We start from the raw sequence: 23,031 nt of genomic DNA on the forward strand, positions 1-23,031 counted from the left end.
ATGCGTACTCTCGTGACCGGTGCAGCCGGTTTCATCGGATCGAACCTCGTCGATCGTCTCCTGACCGAGGGGCACCACGTCGTCGGGGTCGACAATCTGTCCACCGGGCGGGCGTCGAACCTCGACTCCGCCGCCGAGTCGAACCGGTTCACCTTCGTCGAGACGGACGTCTCGCTGCCCGATCTGCAGGCGGTGGTCGCCGGGACGCGGCCCGACGTCGTCTTCCACCTGGCCGCCCAGGTCGACGTCCGCCGCTCGGTGACCGACCCGTACCACGACGCGGCGACGAACGTCCTGGGGACCATCAACATCGCGGAGGCGTGCCGGAAGGCGGGCACCCGCCGGATCGTCTTCGCCGCTTCCGGTGGCTCCCGATACGGCGAGCCGATCACACTGCCGGTGCGGGAGGAGGTTCCGGCATGCCCACTGTCCCCCTACGCCGCCGGTAAGGTCGCAGCGGAACTGTATCTGGGGTGCTATGCGGGCATGTACGGTCTCGCGCCCGTCAATCTCGCGCTGTCGAACGTCTACGGCCCGAGGCAGGATCCGCACGGTGAAGCCGGCGTGGTCGCGATCTTCGGATCGGCGATGCTCGCGGGGCGTCCCGCCGTGATCTACGGAGACGGCTGTGCGACACGCGATTACGTCTACGTCGGCGACGTGGTCGACGCCTTCGCCCGTGCCGCGACGGCCCCGACGTCGGTGACCGGCACCTTCAATATCGGGACCGGAATCCAGACGTCCACCGCGGATCTGCATCGATTGATGAGCGAGGTGGTGGGCAGCACCGAACCCCCTCGGCTCGAAGGCGGCCGCACCGGTGAGATCCGGGCGATCGCGCTGGACCGCAGCGCGGCGCGCGCGGCACTGCAGTGGGATCCGCGCACGAGCATTCGCGAGGGACTGCAGCTGACGGTCGAGTGGCTCCGCCGGACGACCGACGACGTGGTACCGGCCGGCACCGCAGTCACCGTGTCCGAGGGGAGCTCACGGTGACGGCCACCGCCGACCGACCGGCACAGCGACTCGCCTCCGGCCGCGAGATCTCCCGGAGCCTGTGGCACGAACTGCACCGGGCCGATCCGTACGCACTCCCCACCCAGTCACCCGAATGGATGGACGCGCTGACGCACAGCGGCGGATACCAGGATGCGGGACGGTTGTACACGAACCAGCAGGGCACACACGCACTCCTCCCCCTGGTACGGCGCACCTATCCCACCGGGGGTCCGGCGATATTGCAGTCGATGCCGAGCAGCTGGGGCTTCGGCGGCCTGATCGCCCCCTCGGGGGTCACGCCGGAGCTGGTGAGCGGTGTACTCGACGATCTCGAGCACTCCTCCGCTCTGCGGGTGCGGATACGCCCCAATCCCGTGCACGCGGCCGCCTGGGAGGAGGCGGCCGCGGGCCGTGCCGGGGTCACGGCGATCCCGGCACGCGCGCACGTCCTCGATCTCGAGGGCGGTTTCGAGAAGGTGTGGACGGAACGTATGGCGGGCTCCACGCGCACCTCGGTGCGGCGCGCGGAGAAGCGCGGGGTCGTCGTCGAGACCGACGACACCGGACGCTTCGTGCCGGTCTTCTACGAACTGCTGCTGCGGTCCTTCGACCGCTGGGCTCGCGCCCAGCACGAACCTCTCTGGCTGGCACGCTTCCGGGGACGTCACCGCGACCCTCGGACCAAGTTCCGTGTGATCGCGGAACGGATGGGTCCGCGATGCCGGATCACCGTCGCGTGGGTGGAGGGCCGGCCCGCTGCTGCCATCCTGGTTCTCCGGGACGGCGCGAACGCGCACTACACCCGCGGAGCGATGGACAAGGAACTCGCCGCCCCCGTCCGCGCCAACGTCCTCCTGCACCGCATCGCCATCGAGGACGCGTGCCGATCCGGCTGCCGCACCTATCACATGGGTGAGTCCGGCTCGTCGCACACGCTCTCCCGCTTCAAGGCCCAGTTCGGTGCGGTTCCGGTGGACTACGCCGAGTACTGGATCGAACGCGTCCCCGTCCACCGGGCCGACCGGGCGCTGCGCGGATACGTCAAACGAGCGATCGGATTCGTCGATGCGCGGTGACAGACTCGTCCGACTGGTCGCACCGATCGTGCTGCTGACGACGCTCGCCGCGTGCACGACCGAGTCCCGCCCGCCCGATCGGGCACCCCTGGCCGAGGGCGAATACGTTCTCGTCGTGAATGCGCAGTCGAGTGATCTCCGCATCCACACTGCCGACGGTCTCGAACCTGCGGGCGACCCGATCGGCGTGGGGACCGCACCGTCCGACGTCGCGGTGAGCGCCGACGGCCGCCGGGCCTACGTGTCGAGTCCCCTCTCGAACGATGTGACGGTCGTCGACACGGCCGCGGGGCGCGCGATCGGTGACCCGATCCGGGTGAGCACCTATCCGGCCGGACTCGCCGTCTCACCCGACGGCAGCCGCCTCTACGTCGCCGGCGGCGAGACCGACGACGTGCGCGCCTACGACACCGGCACCGGCGAGCAGGTCGGTGTTCCGCTGCCGGTCGGGGACGCACCCGGTGGCCTGGCTCTCTCCCGCGATGGGGGACGACTCTATGTGTCGAGCATCTACCAGAACGACGTGCGTGTGATCGACACGGCCGCCTGGGCCGTGGTCGGCAATCCGATCGGGGTCGGCCGGGCACCCGCCCAGCTGGCCGTGAGCCCCGACGGCACCCGAGTGTTCGTGGCCGGACAGGATGCGGGGGACGTGACGGTCGTCGACACGCGGACGCGGACGACGATCGGTGATCCGATACCTGTCGGGGACTTTCCCAGTGCCGTTCTCGTGAGCGGCGACGGAAGGAGGGTCTACGTGGCATCGCAGAACTCGAACGACGTCCGCATCGTCGACGCGCGGACCCGGAAGGTGGTCGGGAGACCGATCCCCACCGGGGAAGCACCGGACGGACTGGCCGCGAACGCCGACGGATCCCGCATCTACGTCACCAACATGTATTCGAACGACGTCACCGTGATCGACACCTCCACCCTGCTTCCGGTGCGCTCCGACAGTTTTGCCGCCACACCGCGTGGCATTGCCGTGGCGCGGATATGAGGGGGCCGGGAATGCACGAATCACGCAGGCTTGCTCGTCGCCGAAGTGGGCGCCACCGCGCCGGCCGGCGGCCCGTCCGGGCGGCCCGGGCACTCGTCCTGCTCGTCGCTCTCACGGCCTGCGGGCCGACCACCGCCTCGACGAGGATCGGGGAGGCTCCCCCGGCGACCTCCGTCTCGACCGAGGGGTGGGCACAGACCTTCGGCGACGAGTTCGACGGTCCGGCGGGAGCACCACCGGACCCGTCCGTGTGGGTCCCGGACGACGGTGGAACAGGCTGGGGGAACGACGAACTGCAGTACTACACGGACGGTGACAACACCTTCCTCGACGGAGACGGGCACCTCGTGATCGAAGCCAGGGAAGGATCGGAGGGCCACACCTGCTGGTACGGCCGCTGCCGGTACACCAGCGGCAAGCTGACCTCCCGCAGGTCCGACGAAGTGATCGAATTCGACCAGCAGTACGGACGATTCGACGCCAGGATGAAGCTGCCTGTCGGAACCGGACTGTGGCCTGCCTTCTGGCTGCTGGGCCGGAACATCGACGAGGTGGGCCATCCCGAAGCCGGGGAGATCGACGTGGTGGAGGTCGTGGGACGCCGCGACGACGAGGTCGAGCAGCACGCCCACGGACCCGGACTGCATTTCGGAGCCGAACACATCCTGCCGCCCGGGCAGTCCGTGACGGACTGGCACACCTACGGAATCGAATGGTCACCGGATCGCATCGCCTGGCAGGTCGACGGGGAGACGACCCGAGTCCTCACACGTGAGGAGGCCGGTTCCGGATGGGTCTTCGATCAACCCTTCTTCCTCCTGATCAACCTGGCCGTGGGCGGTGAGTGGCCCGGCTCGCCCGATTCGGATACCGAGTTCCCGGCACGGATGCTCGTGGACCACATCCGTGTCTACCAACCGGAAGGTGCATCGTGACCGGATCGATCCTCGACTCCGAATCCCCCGCCGTCCCCTACCGGACGCGGACGTTCTCCGGTCTCCACGGCCCTGTCCGGGTCACCACTCCGGCACCGCGGGATGCCTGGCGGGAAATCGCACGCGCGGATCCGTCCACCGGGCCGTCCCAGATCCCGGAATGGCTCGAGTGCGCCTGCGCCTCCGAAGGATGGATCGACGCGAGCCGTCTGTACGAGACCCGGGAGGGCCGGCGGATGGTCGTTCCACTCGTGCGGCGACCGGCCGTGCGGTTCCCCAGCCTGCCCGCGCGCCTCGACATCTACGCGTCGATGCCGCACGGGTGGTCCGTGGGCGGGATCCTCGCGCCCGGTGGCGTCACCGTCGAGGACATCGAGGCGGTGGCCCCGGATCTCGCGGCGACCTCCGGCGCGCGCATCATGATCAGGCCCGGCTTTTCGGCCGTGCCCTCCTGGTCGGAAGCCATGTCCCGCCACGGCGCCCGGCTCCCTCGCCGATGCGACACCGGAACTTCGGCAACGTACATCCTCGATCTGGACGGCGGCTTCGACGCCGTCTGGGAGACGCGCTTCTCGCCGAAGGCACGATCGGGAATCCGCAATGCCCGGCGCAAGGCGGCCGAGGCGGGACTGGTGATCGAGTGCGGCAGTTCACCACAGTCGGTCGCCGACTTCTACGACGTCTATCTGCGCTGGCTGGATCGGCGGGCGGTCGAACGGAACATGCCGCTCGCGCTCGCGCGCCGACTGGGCAGGCGACGCGAACCGCTGCGCCGATTCGAGACGGTCGCACGGGTCTTCGGGGAGCAGAGCCGGATCTGGGTCGCCTCTCTCGACGGTGTTCCCGTCGCCGCCGCGTATGCGGTCTACCACGAGGGGGTCGGCATGGGCTGGCGCGCCTACAGCGACCGGGATCTCGCCGGGAATCTGCGCGCACACGAACTGCTGCAGGTCAGCGCGATCGAGCACGCCTGCCGGCTCGGGTGCCGCATCTTCGACATGGGCCAGACGGGGGGTGTCTCCGGCCTCGAACACGTCAAACGCCGGTTCGGCGGCGTCGTCCACCCCACTCCCGAAGTGGCATGGGAAGGACTCCCCCTGTCGAGTCTCGGACGCGGTTTCGTCGCCCTGCGGCGCACCGTCGAACGCGGTTCCCTCGCCCTGCACCAACGGCGGGCAGGCAACGGTCATGAGCTGTGAACTGTCCTCGCTCACATCCGTCACTCCTCCCCCCGACCGGCTGACCGCCGTCGACCTGCTCTTCACGGCCCCCGAACTCGCCCGGCTGTTGCGGCACGCCCTGCGGGACGAGGACTGGCTGGACGCCTACCTGCTCGCCGTCGGACTGACACAGATGGTCGAGGACGGTCTGCAACCCGACCCTATGCAGCTCTTCCGGGCAGCAGAGCATCTGCGGCACACCGAGTCTCCTGCGATCAGGGCCGCCGGTCGCGTCGCGCACGCCGCGGCAGCCGGCATGTCCGCACCGGTGGCCGCGATGCGCCGGCAACGGGTACGACGACTCCGGACGCACCTTGCAACCGCAACGCTCGCCCTGGCACACACCGTGGTCGACCACCTCCACCGCCCGCCTTCCCTGCCGGCCGAACTCGATCGCTCCCTCGACGAGGTCGTGCACCTCGCACCCGACGTGCTGCGGGTACCTTCGTGTTTCCGCAGCTTCGACCAGCATCCCGACGACATGGTCGAACTCGCACGACGGTTCCTCGAGCGATCCGATTCCTCGCCCCGGGTGTGTGTCGTCGGAGTCCGGACCTCGGGTAGCTATCTCGCACCGCTGCTCGCCGCGAGCCTCGAGCAGAGAGGTGGGCCCGACGTCGACGTGACGAGCCATCGCCCAGGACGGCCGTGGGAGCGCACGGAAGCCTCCACCCTGAGGAAGGCCGCCGCCGAGGGAGCCACGATCCTCGTCGTCGACGATCCTCCCGTCACCGGTGGTGCGATCTCGGAGACGGTGCGGGCGGTGCTGGCACTCGGCGTCCCGAGACACCGGGTGGTCGTCGCAGCCGCTCTCGCCGGTGCGATGCCTCCCCCGGCGCTGGCGAGCCTGCCCGGGGTGTACCTGCCGTGGACACGATGGTCGGTGCACCATCGCCTGACTCGCCGCGCGGTCGCGGACGCCCTCGCGGAGATGCTCGGTCCCGGACATCACGTCGTCGCATCGGGGCCACGCCGTCTGCCCGGCGACAACCGGGCCCGGGTACGCGCCCGCTTCTCGGTCACCGTCTCCACGGAGTCGGGGACGTCACGACGCGAACTCCTCGTGGAAGGAGCCGGCCTGGGTTATTTCGGCCGCCATGCGGTCGCCGTCGCCACTCCTCTGGGAAGTCACGTCCCGCGAATCTACGGGGTCGTGGACGGTTTGCTCTATCGCGACTGGGCTCCCGGATCCGAGATCTCCGGGGATGCGCTCGCACTCGCCGAGTCGGTCGCCGGATACGTCGCCGATCGCGCTCGCGCCCTGCGGGTTCCGCACGACCGCAGCGCACACCTGAGAGGTCGCGGCACCTCGGCGTCGGCTGCGGCGCTCCTGCTCGGCAGCATGTTCGGGCGACTCGCTCCCCTCGGTCGATACGTGCTGCTCGACCGGATCACCCGTGGCCTTCTCCGAACCGAGAGCCCGAGCGTCCCCGACGGTCAGACGCACACGCGGTACTGGCGCCGCTCGTCGCCGACGGGGCCTGCGCACAAGGTGCATTTCCACCAGCAGTCCTTCAGCAATCTCGAGATGACCTGTTACGACTCGGTGTTCGATCTGGCCGGTGCTGCCCTCGACTGCCGGGACGACGAGTTCGAGCGCACCCTCCGCCGGTCCTACACCGCGCGCACCGGAGAAGTGGTCGACGACGAGAGGTGGCTCCTCTACCGGCTGGCCCTGCTCTGGCGGCTGGGCCGTACCGGTGAGATCGCTCCCTCCGTCACCGCCGTCCGTTCCGCCGCGGCCGTGCACAGCTATCTCTCGGCCGTCGTCCCTGCGCCGCGCTCGGCGGTCCGTCCTGCCGGTCCGCTGTGCGCCGTCGACCTCGACGGCGTACTCGAGACGTCCCCTCTGGGTTATCCGTGCACGACGCCACTCGGAGCCGTCTGCCTGAGGGCACTCACCGCGCACGGCTACCGGCCGGTGCCGGTGACGGGCAGGTGCCTCGACGACGTGATCGATCTCTGCCGCCGTTTCGGACTGGCGGGCGGTGTCGCCGAGTACGGCACCGTCGTCTACGACGCGACGGGTGATCGGTGGACGGATCTGCGTTCGGCCGCAGCGGTCGCAGCGGTGGACCGTGCCCGCGCCTTCCTCCGCGAGTTCGGCGGGGTCGAGATCGACGAACGGTACCGGTTCGCCGTCCGTGCCCGCTCCGCACATGGTCCGCTTCCCGCCGATCTCACCGCCGGCGTGACCGCCGCGACCGACGGGGCGGTTCGCGCAGTCCGGGGACAGAGCCAGACGGATTTCGTGCCGCGCGAGATCGGCAAGGCCTCGGGATTGAGGCGACTGACGGATTCGCTCGAAACGAGAGTTGCTCTTGCCGTGGGTGATTCGGACGAAGACCTGAGCATGCTGGCGCTGGCGGAAGTACGCCGGGCACCACGCAACGCGAGCGACTCCGTCCGCCGTTCGGGGGTTGCGATCAGCCGCTACGCATATCAGGCCGGACTCGCGGACGCCTGCACCGATCTGCTGGGTCACCGCCCCGGTGCGTGCCGGGTCTGCGCCCCCGCGCGGATTCCCGCACGCACCGTGGTGTTGTGCCGCGTACTCGGCCTGCGCGAGAACGGGCTGCGCGGGCTGGCACCCCGCACAGGCCGCCTCGCCCTCACCCTCGCACTCCGGCGATGGGATTCCCCGGGCGGCGGGTCGACGTCATCCCGGTGACGACTCCGTCCAGTACCGACGCCACGCCTCCGCCGTCAGCGCGTCCCCGCCCGTGCCGTCCGCAGCCGCCGCACGTTCGGTAGCCCGGACACGATCGGCGAAGGACAGGACCACGGCGCGCAGCGACGCCTCGGCATCGGCCGCACCGAGGACACGCACGGTGCGCATCTCGTCGGGTACGAGATCGTCCGGCAACCCGGCGCGGGTGGCCCGCTCGTACACCTTCTGTGCGAGTGCGAGAGCCGGTTGCGCCCTGGCGATCCCGTCGAGACACGACGCGCGGGCCTTCTCCGCCTTCTTCGCGACCTCCCAGGCGGCTTCCTGTTCCGCGACGTCGACCGGGCCGGTGTGACCGTTGGTCAGGTGCGGATTCCGGGCGGCGAGCTTCGCCACGAGCGTGGCGGCCACGTCGTCGACGGTGAACCGGCCGTCCGCCTCGGCGATACGCGAGTGGAACAGGACCTGGAGCAACAGGTCGCCGAGCTCCTCACGGAGTTCGTCCGGATCCCCCGACTCGATGGCGTCGAGTACCTCGTAGGTCTCCTCGACGAGATAGCGACGGAGACTCTCGTGGGTCTGGGTGACCTCCCAGCCGCCGAAGGACCAGAGCCGGTCCATCACAACCGCGGCGTCGCGAAGAGCGGTGTAGTCGCTCATGCATGCACCGAGACCGCGCTGGTCAGATCCACCGAGCCCTGCGGTTTTCCGTCGAGTGCGAGCAGGAAGTCCGCGATGTACTGCAGGAGCGCCACGTCCCGGACCCGATCGGATCCGACGCCGCCCGTCCTCGGGATCGGGAGCTGCACGAGGCCGCTCGTCGCACGGTACTGGGCGCGGGGGTAGAGGCGCTTGAGCCGCATCTGCTTCGAATCGGGCAGGTCCATCGGAGAGATCCGGATCTGCGTCCCGGTGACCGCGACCTCCTCCAGGCCGTACTCGCGGCACAGCAACCGCAACCGGCCGACGGAGACCAGGCGCTGCACCTCGTCGGGAAGCGGACCGTACCGGTCGACGAGTTCGTCGACGACCGCGGCGATCGCCGCCTCGTCGTTCGCGGCGGCGAGCTTGCGGTAGGCCTCGAGCCGCAGCCGATCGGATGCGACGTAGTCGGCGGGGATGTGCGCGTCGACCGGAAGATCGATCCGCACCTCCTTGGGCGCTTCGTCCGTCGTGACGGTCCGGCCGTCCGCCGCGGCCCGGTACGCCTCGACGGCCTCACCGACGAGCCGCACGTACAGGTCGAATCCGACTCCCGCCACATGCCCGGACTGTTCGGCGCCGAGAACGTTACCGGCGCCACGGATCTCGAGGTCCTTCATCGCGACGGCCATACCGGCACCGAGGTCGGAGTTCTGGGAGATCGTGGCGAGCCGGTCGTATGCCGTCTCGGTGAGCGGCTTCTCGGCCGGGTACAGGAAGTACGCGTATCCGCGCTCGCGCGAGCGCCCGACGCGCCCACGCAACTGGTGCAGCTGCGACAGGCCGAGCGCGTCCGCCCGCTCGACGATGAGTGTGTTCGCGTTCGAGATGTCGAGACCGGTCTCGACGATCGTGGTGCACACGAGAACGTCGAATTCCCGCTGCCAGAATCCCTGGACGGTCTTCTCGAGGGTGTCCTCGTTCATCTGGCCGTGCGCCACGGCGATCCGCGCCTCGGGGACGAGATCGCGAAGCCGCTTGGCGGCCTTGTCGATCGAGCTCACCCGATTGTGCACGTAGAAGACCTGACCGTCACGCAACAACTCGCGGCGGATCGCAGCGGCGACCTGCTTGTCGTTGTAGGCGCCGACATAGGTGAGGATCGGATGCCTCTCCTCGGGCGGGGTGAGGATGGTCGACATCTCGCGAATCCCGGCCATGCTCATCTCGAGTGTGCGCGGGATCGGTGTCGCAGACATGGTGAGCACGTCGACGTGCGTACGCAGCGCCTTGATGTGTTCCTTGTGTTCGACGCCGAAGCGCTGTTCCTCGTCGACGATCACCAGACCGAGGTCCTTCCAGCGGATCCCGGTCTGCAGCAGCCGATGGGTACCGACCACGATGTCGACCGTGCCGTCCGCCATGCCCTCGACGATCGCCCGCGACTCGGCCGGATCGGTGAACCGGCTCAGTCCCTTCACCGTCACGGGGAAGGCCGCCATCCGCTCGGTGAAGGTCTGCAGGTGCTGCTGCGCGAGCAGAGTCGTCGGGACGAGGACCGCGACCTGCTTGCCGTCCTGTACTGCCTTGAAGGCGGCACGCACGGCGATCTCGGTCTTGCCGTAACCCACGTCGCCGATCACGACGCGGTCCATCGGAACCGGCTTCTCCATGTCCGCCTTGACCTCGGAGATCACCGTGAGCTGGTCCTGGGTCTCGGTGAAGGGGAAGGCGTCCTCCATCTCCTTCTGCCACGGCGAGTCGGGAGCGAAGGCGTGTCCGGGCGAGGCCTGCCGCGCCGCGTAGAGCCGCACGAGCTCACCGGCGATCTCGCGAACCGCCTTGCGTGCCTTGCGCTTGGTGTTCGCCCAGTCGGATCCGCCGAGCTTGCTCACCGACGGGAGTTCGCCTCCGACATAGCGGGAGAGCTGGTCGAGCTGTTCCATCGGGACGAACAGCTTGTCGCCGGGCTGGCCGCGCTTGCCCGGTGCGTATTCGATGACCAGATATTCGCGCCGGGCACCGCCGACCGTCCGCTCGACCATCTCCACGAACTTGCCGATGCCGTGCTGGTCGTGGACGACGAAGTCGCCCGCGTTCAGTGCGAGCGGGTCGACCTGGTTGCGGCGTTTGACGGGAGTCTTGCGTCCCTCGGTGACGACGCGGTTGCCCGTGAGGTCGGCTTCGGTGACGATCACCAGTCCCGGCACCACATTGTCGTCGTTGCCGGGCAGTACCAGACCGTCGTGCAGGGATCCACGGATGACACCGACCTGCCCGCGAACCGGCTCCGCACCCGGCTCGAGTTTCGCGGCGGGAACGTCGTTCTCCTTCAGCCGCTCGAGGATCCGCTGCCCGGTACCCGATCCGGCGACCACGATCGCCGCACGCCCGCCCGCGGTGACGTGCGCACGCAGGTTCACGAACAGCATCGACAGCAGATCTTCGGAACCGCGGACCTCGGGCGCCGGCTGCACGTCGAGCACAAGCTCGGTCTCGGAACCCGACGCGAGGGGACTCAACGTCCACCACGGGGTTCCGGACGCCTGCGCGGCCTCGCGCACCTGACGCAACGACCGGTACGCCGACGCCCCGAGATCGAGCTTCCTGCCGTCCACGTCGTTGAGATTCGAGGTGTCGAGCGGCGCCGCACCGCCGAGCGAAGCGGCGGTCCACGACGCCTCGAGGAATTCCTGTCCGGTGCGTGCGAGATCGCTCGCCCGGGTGCGGACCTTCTCGGGATCGCAGACGAGCACGTGCGTCCCGGCCGGCACGACCTCGGTGAGCAATTGCAGCTCTCCCGGCTGCAGTACCGGCAGCAGCGCTTCCATACCCTCGACGGGGATACCGTCGGCCATCTTGTCGAGCATCTCGACGAGCGCCGCGTCGGCCGGGTTGTCCTGGGCGAGCTGCGCGGCCCGGGCCTTGACCTCGTCGCTGAGCAGCAGTTCGCGGCAGGGCGGCGCCACGAGCACCGGCACGTCCACTTCGGAGATCGAACGCTGGTCGGCGACGGAGAACGGCCGCAGTTCGGTGACCTCGTCGCCCCAGAACTCGACGCGAACCGGATGATCGGCGGTCGGAGGGAAGACGTCGAGGATGCCGCCGCGCACGGCGAACTCACCACGCTTGCCGACCATGTCGACGCGGGTGTACGCGAGCTCGACGAGCCGCGCGACGAGCTCGTCGAAGTCGTGTTCGGTACCGACCTTCAACGTGACGGGATCGATCTCGCCGAGTCCGGGGGCCATCGGCTGCACCAGCGAACGCACGGTGGCGACGACGACCCTCAGTTCGGGTCCGAGATCGCGGTCGTCGGGACGGGCGAGGCGGCGCAGGACGTGCAGTCGCCGCCCGACGGTGTCGGCACTCGGCGACAACCGTTCGTGCGGCAGGGTCTCCCACGACGGGAACTGCGTGACGGCATCGCCGAGCATCTCGGCGAGCTCCGCGGTGAGATCGTCGGCCTCGCGCCCGGTCGCAGTGACCACGAGCAAGGGCGCTTTCTCGGCCAGGGCGGCTGCGACGAACGGACGCACGGCCGGCGGCGCGACGATCTCCTGTTCGGCGGAACCGGCGAGCTCACCGATCCTGCGCAGTCGGTCGTCGGCCAGCGCGATCCGCGCCAATCCGGACAGTGGGACAGCGGCCGGGGGCACAGCAGACAAGGAATGCGCTCCTGAGTGTGAGACGAGAACCGTGTCGAGTCTATTCCGGTGTCCCCCGTGCGTCACCGCGCCGGGGCGCGACGAGTGTCACCGCGCCGGGGCGCGAGCGTCGTCACCGCGCCGGGGGTGCGAGGAGATCTGCGCTGCTGTCGCCGAGCTCACGCTTCGCCCAGGCCGCCAGTCGCACGAGCAGTTCGTCGTCGCCGGGTTCGCGGCGCGCGTCCTCGGGAGTGAGCCAGCGTCGCCGGACCATTCTCAGGAGTGCCCGGCGGGCGCGAGCGGGATCCGCGTCGAGGGCGAAGGTGACGAACGCGTCGGGGGTCCACGCTTCGATCTCGGAGCGTTCGAGGGCTCGGGTGAGCGCCGGGTCGGCGGTGATCACGGCGTCGGCGTCGCACAACAGTGCCACCGATGTCACGTGTGCCTCTCTCGGTCCCGTCACGTGCGGTACTTCGCGCAGCACGGTGGTGGGCCAGACGACCCTGGCTTCGGGGAAGGCGCGGTCGAGTTCGGCGAAGAGGAAGTCGCGGGCGGGGCGGAGCAGCTCCTCGGGTAGCCGCCGGTCGACCTCCGCGATGATCCCGTCACTCCAATAGGGTTGGTACAGGCCGTCTTCGGCCAAAGCGAGGGCCACATCCCGCAGCCGGGGACGGGCGAGCACCGTCGCGCCGAGCACCACTCGCACCGGCATCGTCACCCCTCGTCGAATCGTCGGCCCCTCGGGCGGTGGTCAGAACGGGTCGTACAGTCCCTCGCGGCGGGTGAGGTCGGCAAGTCCGTCGAGCACCGCCGTGACCACCTGCGCCTGTTGCGCCGCGAGTGCGAGAACGTCGGGCCGGGACACCCTGCGGTGCAGCCCGTGGAAGTCCGCGGCGAGGGCACCGGTGTCCACGAGGCGGGCGACATATCGGCGGGAGCGACCGAGTACGTCGGCGGCCTGAGCGATCGTCAGCAGCGGCGGCACTGCACCGATCGTCACCGCGGTGTCGGGACCGCACTCGTCGAGCAGTCGTGCCAGCGCCGCGGGGGCCTCGTCGGCGGAAAACGGGCCGAACCTCACGACTGCAACCGCAGCCGGCGCTCCACGAACTGTTTGAAGTATTCGAGTTTGCCCTCCGGCACCAGGGCGGGCAGGGTCATGCGCCACATCGCACCGGTCTGTTCCGCGAGACGTTCGGTCGTCTCGAGGGCGTTCGCGACGATCCGGGCGCCCATCGCCTGCTCGAGCATCAGCAAGGAGACGGCGCGCGGCGAGATACTCTCCACCAGGTCGCCCTCCTCGGCCGCTCTGCGCCCCAGATCCTCGAGCGTCTGCTGCCACACCTCGAACGGCCGGTGCTCGGTGCCCCGGTAATCCCCGATCTCGAAGAGGAGACGGAACATCGCGCGCACCACCGGGTCGGACTCGGACATGTCGACGTGCAGCACGGACAGATCGATCATGGTCTCGAAGGCGGGTGAACGACGGTCCATCCTCGATGCGGCGGCGGCGGCGAATCGCAGGTGACCGGCGTCGATGACACCGCGCGCCAGTTCTTCCTTGGAGCCGAAGTGGAAGTACAGCGCCCCCTTGGTGACGCCGGCCTCCTCGATGATGGCCCCGAGGTTCGCGTCCGCGTACCCGTCGCGCACGAACACTGTCGCTGCGCCCTGCAACACCGATTCGCGCGTCACCTCGGCGCGTACTTGTCGTCCCACCACTGCCTGCCTTCTCACGGGATTACCCAAACGATAACGCGACTTACCCGCGGGTAGAGGGAAGACCGCCGTGAAACGAAACAACTAGTCGGAATTGGGCGGTTCACCGAGCTTCGGGTCCGCTTCCAGCGCCATCAGCCCGTTCCAGCACAGATTTACCAGGTGAGCCGCGACATCCTCCTTGGACGGAGTGCGGCGATCGAGCCACCACGTCGCGGTGGTGGCGACCATGCCCACGAGCGCCTGCGCGTACAGCGGGGCGAAATCGGGGTTCAGGCCCCGGCGCGAGAAATCGCCGGACAACAGCTCGCCCACCTGTCGCATCGCTTCGTTGAGCAGGCTGGAATAGGTGCCCTCCTCCGCGGACATCGGCGAGTCGCGGACGAGGATCCGGAAACCGTCGGTGCGTTCCTCGATGTAGGTGAGCAGGGCGAGGGCCGCGCGCTCGACCCGGATACGCGAACGGTTACGGGTGAGGCTCTCGGTGACCATCGACATCAGGATGGTCATCTCGCGGTCCACGACGACCGCGTACAGCCCTTCCTTCCCGCCGAAGTGCTCGTAGACGACCGGCTTGGAGACCTGGGCACGCTGGGCGATCTCCTCGATGGATGCACCCTCGTAACCCCGCTCGGCGAAGAGCGCACGGCCGATCTCGATGAGCTGTTCGCGACGTTGCGTTCCCGTCATCCGGATCCGCGGAGAGCGTTCCGACCGCTTCTGCGGTGCCTGCGACACGTGTCCTCCTTCTACCCGAGGCCGTGGTCGATGGGGCCGGTGACCGGGTCGATCGTCCGCCAGCCTATCGACTCCCACTCGCGCGACCCCCAGGTTCGACGTGGAGACCGTCTCGTGCGAGGATCGGGGGCGCACGCCCGCCGGTCCCGCCGCGGGGGTGTGGCAGTCCGCCGTGGTGTAATCGGCAGCACCTCTGATTTTGGTTCAGATAGTTCAGGTTCGAGTCCTGGCGGCGGAGCGGGAACCGTCCCGGGGAGCCGCCGCGCTCCCCCCGGTACACGCAGGGGGCCGGGCGTGCCGGAAACGTGTCGAGGGAGCTACATGCAGGTGCAGACCGCGATCGTCGTGCTGGCAGCCGGAGCAGGAACAAGGATGCGGTCGAAGACGCCGAAGGTTCTGCACGCCCTCGGCGGGCGCACGATGCTCTCGCATTCCCTGCACGCCGCCGCCGAACTCGCCCCCGATCACCTCGTCGTGGTGGTCGGTCACGAACGCGAACAGGTCGCGGGTGCCGTCACGGAGATCGCGCGCGAACTCGGACGCGACATCGACATCGCGGTCCAGGAGGAACAGAAGGGCACCGGTCACGCCGTCGAGTGCGGCCTCGAGGCCCTGCCCGCAGGCTTCTCGGGAACCGTCGTGGTCACCGCAGCCGACGTCCCCCTCCTCGCACCCTCCACATTGCGGTCCCTGCTCGACGCCCACACGCAGCCCGCACCTGCCGCAGTGACCGTGCTCAGCACGATCGTGCCCCGGCCGACCGGATACGGCCGCATCATCCGCACCGAGGCCGGCGACGTCGCACAGATCGTCGAGGAGAAGGACGCCACCGACGAGCAGCGTGCCGTCACCGAGATCAACACCGGGGTCTACGCCTTCGAAGCCGAGCATCTGCGCACCGCCATCGGCCGGCTCGACAGCGCGAACGCCCAGGGAGAGCTGTACCTGACCGATGTGGTCGGCATCGCCCGTGAGGACGGCCTGGTGGTGCGCGGTCTGCAGGTCGACGACGCCGTGCAGGTGTCCGGCGTCAACGACCGCGTCCAGCTCGCAGCACTGAGCACCGAACTCAACCGGCGCCTGCTCGAGCACTGGATGCGCGAGGGTGTGACGGTGGTCGACCCCGCCTCGACGCGCATCGACGTCGACGTCGTGCTGGGCCGCGACGTCGTCCTCCATCCCGGCGTGCAGTTGCACGGCCGCACGATCGTCGCCGACGACTCGGAGATCGGACCCGACACGACCCTCACCGATGTGAAGGTCGGCGCCGGGGCGACCGTCGTGCGCACGCACGGCTCCGACTCGGTGATCGGCGCGCAGGCGTCGGTGGGTCCGTTCACCTATCTGCGTCCCGGCACCGAACTCGGCGCGTGCGGCAAACTCGGCACCTTCGTCGAGACGAAGAACGCGCAGATCGGCGCGCACTCGAAGGTTCCCCATCTCACCTATGTGGGAGACGCCGAGATCGGCGATCATTCCAACATCGGAGCGTCGAGTGTGTTCGTCAACTACGACGGGGTGAAGAAGTACCGCACCGTGGTGGGATCCCACGTCCGGACGGGATCGGACACGATGTTCGTCGCGCCCGTCACGGTGGGCGACGGTGCCTACACGGGAGCCGGAACGGTGCTCCGCCGCGACGTTCCTCCGGGGGCGCTGGCGGTGTCGGGCACGCCACAGCGCAATATTGAGGGATGGGTCCAGCGAAACCGCGCCGGCACCCCGGCTGCCGAGGCAGCATCGAAAGCACAGCAGCAGCACGACCACGATCGGCAGAAGGACGGCCAGAACCAGTGACCAATTGGATCGACAACCAGAAGAACTTGATGCTCTTCGCCGGCCGGGCCCATCCCGAGCTGGCAGAGCAGGTCGCGAAGGAACTGGGCGTCCCTCTCACTCCGCAGACGGCCCGGGATTTCGCGAACGGTGAGACGTTCGTGCGGTTCGAGGAGTCGGTGCGCGGTTCGGACGCCTTCGTGCTGCAGAGCCATCCCTACCCGCTGAACCAGTGGGTCATGGAACAGCTCATCATGATCGATGCGCTCAAGCGTGGCTCCGCGAAGCGGATCACCGCGATCCTGCCGTTCTACCCCTACGCCCGTCAGGACAAGAAGCACCGCGGCCGCGAGCCGATCTCGGCCCGCCTGATCGCCGATCTGCTCAAGACCGCCGGCGCGGACCGCATCATCACCGTCGACCTGCACACCGATCAGATCCAGGGCTTCTTCGACGGCCCGGTCGATCACATGCACGCACAGGGCCAGCTCGCCGAGTGCATCCGCGGCAAGTACGGCGTGGAGAACATCGCCGTGGTCTCCCCCGACTCCGGTCGTGTGCGTGTGGCCGAGAAGTGGGCCGACACCCTCGGCGGCGCACCCCTCGCGTTCATCCACAAGACCCGCGACCCGCTCGTGCCCAACCAGGTCAAGTCGAACCGGGTGGTCGGTGAGGTCGAAGGCCGCACCTGCATCCTCATCGACGACATGATCGACACCGGCGGCACCATCGCCGGCGCGGTGAAGATCCTGAAGGAGGCCGGTGCGGGCGACGTCATCATCGCGGCCACCCACGGCGTGCTCTCCGACCCGGCCGCCGAGCGCCTCGCCGCCTGCGGTGCCAAGGAGGTCATCGTCACCAACACGCTGCCGATCCCACCGGAGAAGCAGTTCGACACCCTCACCGTGCTGTCGATCGCTCCGCTGCTCGCGCAGACCATTCGCGAGGTGTTCGAGAACGGTTCGGTGACCTCGCTGTTCAACGGGGTCGCCTGACCCTCCGCTCCACGGCGGGGCAGACTGTCGGGGTGTTCACCGGATTCCCCGTCGCGGCACTCGACTTCTACGACGATCTCGAGGCCGACAACAGCAAAGCATTCTGGGCCGCGCACAAGGCCGTCTACGACGACTGCGTGCGCGGCCCCATGCTTGCCCTGCTCGCCGACCTCGAAGACGAGTTCGGTGAAGGCAAGGCCTTCCGCCCGTACCGCGACGTGCGGTTCAGCAAGGACAAACTGCCGTACAAGACCCATCAGGGTGGATTCGTCTCCGTCGCACAGAGCGTCGGCTACTACGTCGAGATCGACGCCGCGGGCCTACGGGTGTCCGGCGGCCTGTTCCGCGGGTCGTCCGCACAGATCGCCGGCTACCGGGCGGCCGTCGACGACGAGCGTCGCGGACGGGAGCTCGGCCGGATCGTGCGTCGTCTCGAACGGTCCGGATACGAGATCGGTGGTGATCGTCTCGCGTCCCGTCCCCGCGGTGTGGACAGCGACCATCCCCGCATCGAACTGATGCGGCACCGGTCCCTCTGGGCGGGCCGCAGCGAGATCTCACCGCCCTGGATAGACACCCCGCGCACCCTCGACGAAGTGCGTTCGGCATGGCGGGAGTTCCGGCCGTTGGTGCGGTGGCTCGCCGCAGCCACAGCACCCTGACACGACAAACCGGGTGGTATGGAAATGCAGTGCGGCGCAAAGGTTTGAGGGCGCCCCGAACCGGGAAATGATCTTCGTCACTGTAACGCGAAATCACCGCAGGTCGCAGAAGACCCCCCTCCCCGGCGTAACAACACTTTCCCCTAAAGTGGCACCTCGTGACCGACGCGCAAACTCTCGAAACCCCTATGGAAAACGCGACGATTCGAACGGTCCGACGATGGTCGCCGGGTGCGTGCGTCTGGTGCGGTGACACCGATTCGGTCGAACTCTTCCGCAACGAACCTCGCTGCGCCACTTGCCGTAAGCATGAAGCCGTCATCGACGAGGCCCGAAAGTTCATGGGCATGTACGGACTGCGTCCCATCGGCGGCACCCTGCAATCCGACGACGAGGAGGAGTACGAGCACCGCCTCGCCGCTCGTGAGGCCCGTCGTGCACTCAACGACATCCGCCTCGCGGAGCAACCCGACCCGGCGCTCGTCCGCAAGGCGCTGCGTCCCCGCGCCGCCGCCGTCACCGAGCGCCACGCGGGCGCCGCGCCCTCGCAGAGCCCGGCGCGTTCCGCATCGGCGACCACCCGGACTTCCTCGTCCGCCTCGTCCCAGTCCGCGAAAGCGGCTCCGGTCAAGACGGATGCCGTCGACGTGGAGGAGATCCAGACCCGCGCGCTCGCGCTGCTCGATCAACTCTCCGCGATCGATGCGCAGCTCACCCTCGTCGCCGAACAGAGCGGCCTCGCCGCTCGCGCTCGGCGCAGCGACCTCGAGAAGCAGAAGGCGACCATCCTGCGCACCCTCGCCGCCCTCGAGAAGGCACGCCTGAGCGCTACTGTCCGGTAGGCACCGGACCACGCACTTTCCACCGCAGCCCCGCCTCCGAATCCGGCGACTCCAGTCGCCGGTTCGAGGGCGGGGCTGCGGTCGTTACCGCCCCTCAGAACAACGGACCAGGTAGTCTGTCTTCGACCAAGGGCCTGTCGGGGGTGTTGCTCGGGCGTCGATGCCTGTGCAGAAACAGGGGCTTCCACCTGCCGAAGGAGTGCGCGTGAGTGTTTCCGACACCCCTCGCGTCGGCGCACCCGCATGGCGTTCCCTGGCCTCGGCATTGGTCCGTCCCAGATTGTTCACATGCCTCGACCGGGGTTCCACACTGACCGTGATCGACGCTCCTCCGGGTTTCGGCAAGCGCACGCTCGTCGCGGGATGGCTTCATCAGGGAGGTGCGCCGGACCGCACGATCGTATGGGTTCCCTCGCTCACCGGAGCCGAGGACGGCGACCTGGCGGCATGCGTACTCGAGGTGCTCGTCGGTCATCCCGCGATCGACGTCTCGCCCGGTGGTTCCCCGTTCGACCGGGTGGTCCGGACGTTCCGTGATCCGGGAGCACCGGCGCTGCTCGTTCTCGCGTCGGTACCGGCCCCGAGCACGGCTGCGGTCCTCTCCGGCGTCCTGCGGCTGCTCGATCACTGCCCCCGGCTCGATGCGATCGTCTGTCTCCCGGGCAACAACACCGACATGACAGAGGTCGTCATCCGGGGAATCGACTGCACCTACGTCCCGGCCGCCGACCTCACGTTCACCGTCGAGGAGACGGCCTCGCTGCTGCGCGCCGCCGGACCGGATCGCTCCGACGGCGAGTGCGAGGCGGTGTGTCATCTCCTCGGAGGTGTGCCGGCGCTGGTCTCGGCCGCCACGGCGGTGGCTCGCAGCCGGCCGCAGCGATTGATCGACACCCGCGGCCTGCCCGTCCCCGCACTCGAACGTCTCGTGCGGACATATGTCGAAAGTCGCCTCGGCGAACTCGACGGTGCGAGCCGCGAATTCGCCGAATCGGTCGTCGCGGCCCACAGTGTCACCGCGGCCGAAGCGGCGGAACTGACGGGCGTGACGGATGCCGAGGCGGCATTGGCCACGCTCGCCGCGGCCGGGTTGGTGATGGATTCACCCTTCCACGATCCCCGCGTCTGGCGATGGCCCGATGCCGTTCGTTCGTGCGTATTGGAGATCACCCGGCGGACGCGGCCCGGTCACGCCGACGCCCTGCTCCTCGAGCTCTCCCGCACCCATCGTGCGGCCGGGAACATGGCCGAGGCGGCGATCTACGCGGTCGAGGCCCGTGACTGGAAGGCCGCGGTAGCGATCGTCGAGGAAGCCTGGGCCGTCATGGTGGACCGGTCCTTCGACGTGCTCGTCAAGGTACTGAGGCAGATCCCCGATCACGCACTCGAGGATCATCCCTCGGTCCAGGCCGGGCGCGCATTGTTCACGCAGATGCTCGACGAACACGCGATTCTGCATGCTTCGCTGCCCACGGACACCGAGGAACTCGTCGAACTCGGGAAGACCTCCCGCGCCGCGCAGGCGGTGTATGTGGCGACGGTGCAGTCGCTGACCCTGCGGGTCTCCGGTGAGTTCGGTGAGGCCGCGCGGCTGACCCAGCTGCTGCGTCCACTCGTCCACTCGATCCTCGAGCACCGGCCCGACGATCTCGGCCCGCAGCTTCCCCTCCTCCGGGTGCAGTGGGCCATCACACTCCAGCTCGCAGGGCACCTCGGCGAATCCACCGCCGTCTTCCGGCGCGCCTACCGGGGTGCCTACGCCGCGAACATCGCGTTCGTCGTCCAGAACGCCGCGGGAAGTTCCGCCCTGAACTGGGCTGTCACCGGCGACAATCCACGGGCACGGGAATGGCTGCGCATCGAGAGCCACGCGGAGCCCACCGAGGGACGCTGGGGTGAGATGGTGAAGGTGGGCGGCCGGGCAGCATCCGTGCTCGTGCATCTCGACGCGCTGCAACTCGACCACGCGGCCGCGCGTCTCGAGGAACTCGGGGTGCCCCGCGTCTCGGAGGAGCTCTGGGGATTCGTCACCTACGGCCGGGCCTACCACCACCTCCTGACGGGCAACGCCTACGACGGGCTCACCGAACTGCACCGGTTGATCGCATCCCACCGCGACCTGCACCGCCACGGCGCCTTCTGCCGCATACTCCTCGACGCCGCCGAGATCGATCTGAATCTCGCGCTCGGAAACGGCAATCTCGCGCGCGCCCTCGCCGACGAGAGCCGCGGAGACCATCCGCTACTCGTCGTGGCGAGCGGTCGCGTCGAACTGTTCACCGGTCACCCCGACGTCGCACTGAAGAAGCTCAAGCGGATCTCGTGGACGGAATGCGGATTCCCCCGCGCGCACCTCGAGTCGCTGCTCGTCACGGCGCACGCCCATCTCGACCGCGGCGACGACGACGCGGCACTACGGAGCTGGCAGCGGGCCTGCACGCTCGCCGAGTCGCTCGGCAACCGCCGTGCGTTCACCACCCTTCCGGACGGTGTGGCCGATCGTCTGGTGGCTCTCGGCGGTCCTGCGATCCCGGGCGGGCCGGTCGAGTCGGTGTTCACCGAGCCGGTGACCCACGTCGAACTGTCCCCGCGCGAGACGGACGTCCTCGAGCTGCTGGCGCTCGGATCGACCCACGCCGACATCGCCAAGAAACTGTTCGTCTCGCACAACACGATCAAGACCCAGCTGCGCAGCATCTACCGCAAACTCGGAGTCCACAACCGAGTGGAGGCGGTCGGACGCGCACGGGAACTCAGGCTGCTGCCCGTCCGCCGGCCGCGCTAGCCGAACTCACCCGCATCCGGGCCGCGATCCGCAGATCGAACGCCCACACCACGCCGGCGAGCAGCGCCAGTCCGACACCCAACACACACACGCCGGACCAGCCTCCGGCGGTCCACGCCGCCGTGCCGAGCGCCGATCCCGATGCCGCGCCGACGAAATAGGCGGTCATGTAGACCGAGTTCACCCGGGATCGGGCGTCGGGGTCGAGGGCGTACACGATGTTCTGGTTGGTGATGTGCACGAGGTTCAGGGCCAGATCCACAACGACCATTCCCACGACGAACCACACCAGCGACGTCCCGCCCGCGGCGAGCGCCGCCCACGAGGCGACGAGTGTGAAGACCCCCACGGCCGTCGCCCGCGGTCCGTACCCGCGATCGACGAGCCGTCCCGCGGCGGTCGCGCCGAGCGCGCCGGCCACCCCGGCGAGGCCCACGAGCCCGATCTGCAGGTCGTCGAGCCCGAACGGCGGATCGGACAGCAGGAACGCCATCGTCGAGAACAATGCACTCACCGATGCAAAACTCAGGGCTCCGAGAATCGATCGGGTCCGCAACCGCGGATGCGCGAGGGTGAGCGTGACGAGGGACCGCAGAGTGCTGCCGTATCCCTGCCGCACCGTCGGCGGCGTGGCCGGCAGCACCCGCCACAACGCGAGGGCCACGACCACCATGGCGACCGCACTCACCCGGTAGACCGTCGTCCAGCTGTTGCCGATCTCGGCGAGGATGCCCGCGACGCTGCGGGCGACGAGGATCCCGACGAGCAGACCGCTCATCACGGTGCCGACCGCTCGTCCGCGGTGCTCAGGCGTCGCGAGGGTCGCGGCGAACGGCACCAGCACCTGCGCTGCGACGGAGAACAACCCGGCGATCGCGGTACCTGCCACGAGTACCCCGATGCCGGGTGCGAATCCACTCAGTCCCTGGCCTGCCGCGGCGACCAGCATGAGCATCACCGCCAGTCGCCGCTGCGGGAACATGTCCCCGAGCGGGACGAGGAAGAGCAGTCCCAGGGCGTAGGCGACCTGCGCGACCGTCACGGTGGAAGCGGCAGCAGACCGCGAGGTACCCAGCGCTTCGGCGATGGAGTCGAGCAGCGGCTGGTTGAAATAGTTGCCGCCGACACACAGACCGGTCGCGACCGCCATGAGCAGCAGGACCGGGGTCGTGAGTACAGGACGCGGCGAGGTCATGGCTTCCAGCGTCCCGCGCGGGCGCGGCGGATGTCGAATCACACCGTCTTCACCCGGGCGGTGCGCCGCAATGTCACCGGCGCGGTGCGCCGCAATGTCACCGGCGCGGTGCGCCGCAATGTCACCGGCGCG

Annotated in this window: 18 protein-coding genes and 1 tRNA gene; 12 read left to right on the forward strand and 7 right to left on the reverse strand. The window is 68.8% G+C overall.

The genetic code is table 11. The annotated features are described in order from the left end of the window. From MOM01_RS10680 to MOM01_RS10705, 6 genes are read left to right on the forward strand one after another with little or no spacing between them, the layout of a single operon-like run. The gene (locus tag MOM01_RS10680) at positions 1 to 996 is read left to right on the forward strand and encodes an NAD-dependent epimerase/dehydratase family protein (RefSeq protein ID WP_241385505.1); all 996 of its coding nucleotides are present in this window, start codon (positions 1 to 3) and stop codon (positions 994 to 996) included. Next, positions 993 to 2,075 (forward strand): GNAT family N-acetyltransferase, encoded by a 1,083-nt coding sequence (locus tag MOM01_RS23330; RefSeq protein WP_241385395.1) that lies wholly within the window; start codon positions 993 to 995, stop codon positions 2,073 to 2,075. The genes MOM01_RS10680 and MOM01_RS23330 overlap by 4 nt, the downstream gene beginning before the upstream one ends. Then, complete coding sequence (locus tag MOM01_RS10690; protein WP_241385396.1) at positions 2,065 to 3,075, forward strand: YncE family protein; 1,011 nt, start codon at positions 2,065 to 2,067, stop codon at positions 3,073 to 3,075. Before MOM01_RS23330 ends, MOM01_RS10690 begins: the two co-directional genes overlap by 11 nt. 11 nt (positions 3,076 to 3,086) lie before the next feature. Beyond that, positions 3,087 to 4,010: a glycoside hydrolase family 16 protein gene (locus MOM01_RS10695; RefSeq protein ID WP_241385397.1), complete on the forward strand. Its 924-nt coding sequence runs from the start codon at positions 3,087 to 3,089 to the stop codon at positions 4,008 to 4,010. Then, positions 4,007 to 5,209, forward strand: coding sequence for a GNAT family N-acetyltransferase (locus MOM01_RS23335; protein WP_241385398.1), 1,203 nt, complete (start codon positions 4,007 to 4,009; stop codon positions 5,207 to 5,209). Before MOM01_RS10695 ends, MOM01_RS23335 begins: the two co-directional genes overlap by 4 nt. Beyond that, positions 5,199 to 7,901 (forward strand): HAD hydrolase family protein, encoded by a 2,703-nt coding sequence (locus MOM01_RS10705; protein WP_241385399.1) that lies wholly within the window; start codon positions 5,199 to 5,201, stop codon positions 7,899 to 7,901. The genes MOM01_RS23335 and MOM01_RS10705 overlap by 11 nt, the downstream gene beginning before the upstream one ends. Here MOM01_RS10705 and MOM01_RS10710 read toward each other — a convergent pair. The 6 genes from MOM01_RS10710 to MOM01_RS10735 all read right to left on the reverse strand — a co-directional run bounded on the left by MOM01_RS10710 (position 7,890) and on the right by MOM01_RS10735 (position 14,596). Then, a complete protein-coding gene (locus MOM01_RS10710) occupies positions 7,890 to 8,558 on the reverse strand; it encodes a MazG family protein (protein ID WP_241385400.1) in 669 nt (222 codons plus the stop codon). The genes MOM01_RS10705 and MOM01_RS10710 overlap by 12 nt on opposite strands. Next, positions 8,555 to 12,208 carry a transcription-repair coupling factor gene (gene mfd, locus MOM01_RS10715; protein ID WP_241385401.1) on the reverse strand — a complete coding sequence of 1,218 codons (3,654 nt, stop codon included), beginning with the start codon at positions 12,206 to 12,208 and terminating at the stop codon, positions 8,555 to 8,557. The genes MOM01_RS10710 and mfd overlap by 4 nt, the downstream gene beginning before the upstream one ends. A gap of 112 nt (positions 12,209 to 12,320) precedes the next feature. Next, positions 12,321 to 12,899 (reverse strand): PIN domain-containing protein, encoded by a 579-nt coding sequence (locus MOM01_RS10720; protein WP_241385402.1) that lies wholly within the window; start codon positions 12,897 to 12,899, stop codon positions 12,321 to 12,323. A gap of 39 nt (positions 12,900 to 12,938) precedes the next feature. Further along, positions 12,939 to 13,268, reverse strand: a complete 330-nt coding sequence (locus MOM01_RS10725; RefSeq protein WP_241385403.1) for a helix-turn-helix domain-containing protein — start codon at positions 13,266 to 13,268, stop codon at positions 12,939 to 12,941. Next, a complete protein-coding gene (locus tag MOM01_RS10730; RefSeq protein ID WP_308196983.1) occupies positions 13,265 to 13,906 on the reverse strand; it encodes a ScbR family autoregulator-binding transcription factor in 642 nt (213 codons plus the stop codon). The genes MOM01_RS10725 and MOM01_RS10730 overlap by 4 nt, the downstream gene beginning before the upstream one ends. An 84-nt stretch (positions 13,907 to 13,990) precedes the next feature. Further along, positions 13,991 to 14,596 carry a TetR/AcrR family transcriptional regulator gene (locus tag MOM01_RS10735; protein ID WP_241385507.1) on the reverse strand — a complete coding sequence of 202 codons (606 nt, stop codon included), beginning with the start codon at positions 14,594 to 14,596 and terminating at the stop codon, positions 13,991 to 13,993. A 214-nt stretch (positions 14,597 to 14,810) separates the two neighbouring features. Between MOM01_RS10735 and MOM01_RS10740 the strand changes: the two genes are divergently transcribed. The 6 genes from MOM01_RS10740 (at position 14,811) to MOM01_RS10765 (ending at position 21,704) form a co-directional block, all read left to right on the forward strand. Continuing rightward, positions 14,811 to 14,882 (forward strand) — tRNA-Gln (locus MOM01_RS10740). Between the two features lie 83 nt (positions 14,883 to 14,965). After that, entirely contained in the window at positions 14,966 to 16,441 is a 1,476-nt protein-coding gene (glmU, locus tag MOM01_RS10745; protein ID WP_241385404.1) for a bifunctional UDP-N-acetylglucosamine diphosphorylase/glucosamine-1-phosphate N-acetyltransferase GlmU, read from the forward strand. Beyond that, the gene (locus tag MOM01_RS10750; protein ID WP_308196981.1) at positions 16,438 to 17,415 is read left to right on the forward strand and encodes a ribose-phosphate diphosphokinase; all 978 of its coding nucleotides are present in this window, start codon (positions 16,438 to 16,440) and stop codon (positions 17,413 to 17,415) included. Before glmU ends, MOM01_RS10750 begins: the two co-directional genes overlap by 4 nt. Positions 17,416 to 17,447: 32 nt before the next feature. Next, positions 17,448 to 18,077, forward strand: coding sequence for a DUF2461 domain-containing protein (locus MOM01_RS10755; protein WP_241385405.1), 630 nt, complete (start codon positions 17,448 to 17,450; stop codon positions 18,075 to 18,077). A gap of 158 nt (positions 18,078 to 18,235) precedes the next feature. Further along, positions 18,236 to 18,919: a hypothetical protein gene (locus MOM01_RS10760; protein WP_241385406.1), complete on the forward strand. Its 684-nt coding sequence runs from the start codon at positions 18,236 to 18,238 to the stop codon at positions 18,917 to 18,919. A gap of 205 nt (positions 18,920 to 19,124) precedes the next feature. Beyond that, positions 19,125 to 21,704 carry a helix-turn-helix transcriptional regulator gene (locus MOM01_RS10765; protein ID WP_241385407.1) on the forward strand — a complete coding sequence of 860 codons (2,580 nt, stop codon included), beginning with the start codon at positions 19,125 to 19,127 and terminating at the stop codon, positions 21,702 to 21,704. On the opposite strand, the gene MOM01_RS10770 is transcribed toward MOM01_RS10765, so the two are convergent. After that, complete coding sequence (locus tag MOM01_RS10770; RefSeq protein WP_241385408.1) at positions 21,673 to 22,899, reverse strand: MFS transporter; 1,227 nt, start codon at positions 22,897 to 22,899, stop codon at positions 21,673 to 21,675. The genes MOM01_RS10765 and MOM01_RS10770 overlap by 32 nt on opposite strands. Positions 22,900 to 23,031: the final 132 nt, after the last annotated feature.

Origin of the sequence: Rhodococcus sp. CH91 (assembly GCF_022554085.1) — a bacterium.
In the GTDB taxonomy this organism is placed as follows: Bacteria; Actinomycetota; Actinomycetes; order Mycobacteriales; family Mycobacteriaceae; genus Rhodococcus.

Excerpts from the sequence above, each read along its gene's own strand:
- MOM01_RS10735 (WP_241385507.1), bottom strand. The coding sequence starts at position 14,596 with ATGACGGGAACGCAACGTCGCGAACAGCTCATCGAGATCGGCCGTGCG.
- MOM01_RS10710 (WP_241385400.1), bottom strand. The coding sequence starts at position 8,558 with ATGAGCGACTACACCGCTCTTCGCGACGCCGCGGTTGTGATGGACCGG.
- MOM01_RS10770 (WP_241385408.1), bottom strand. The coding sequence starts at position 22,899 with ATGACCTCGCCGCGTCCTGTACTCACGACCCCGGTCCTGCTGCTCATG.
- glmU (WP_241385404.1), top strand. The coding sequence starts at position 14,966 with ATGCAGGTGCAGACCGCGATCGTCGTGCTGGCAGCCGGAGCAGGAACA.
- MOM01_RS10720 (WP_241385402.1), bottom strand. The coding sequence starts at position 12,899 with ATGCCGGTGCGAGTGGTGCTCGGCGCGACGGTGCTCGCCCGTCCCCGG.
- MOM01_RS10680 (WP_241385505.1), top strand. The coding sequence starts at position 1 with ATGCGTACTCTCGTGACCGGTGCAGCCGGTTTCATCGGATCGAACCTC.
- MOM01_RS10690 (WP_241385396.1), top strand. The coding sequence starts at position 2,065 with ATGCGCGGTGACAGACTCGTCCGACTGGTCGCACCGATCGTGCTGCTG.
- MOM01_RS10705 (WP_241385399.1), top strand. The coding sequence starts at position 5,199 with ATGAGCTGTGAACTGTCCTCGCTCACATCCGTCACTCCTCCCCCCGAC.
- MOM01_RS10695 (WP_241385397.1), top strand. The coding sequence starts at position 3,087 with ATGCACGAATCACGCAGGCTTGCTCGTCGCCGAAGTGGGCGCCACCGC.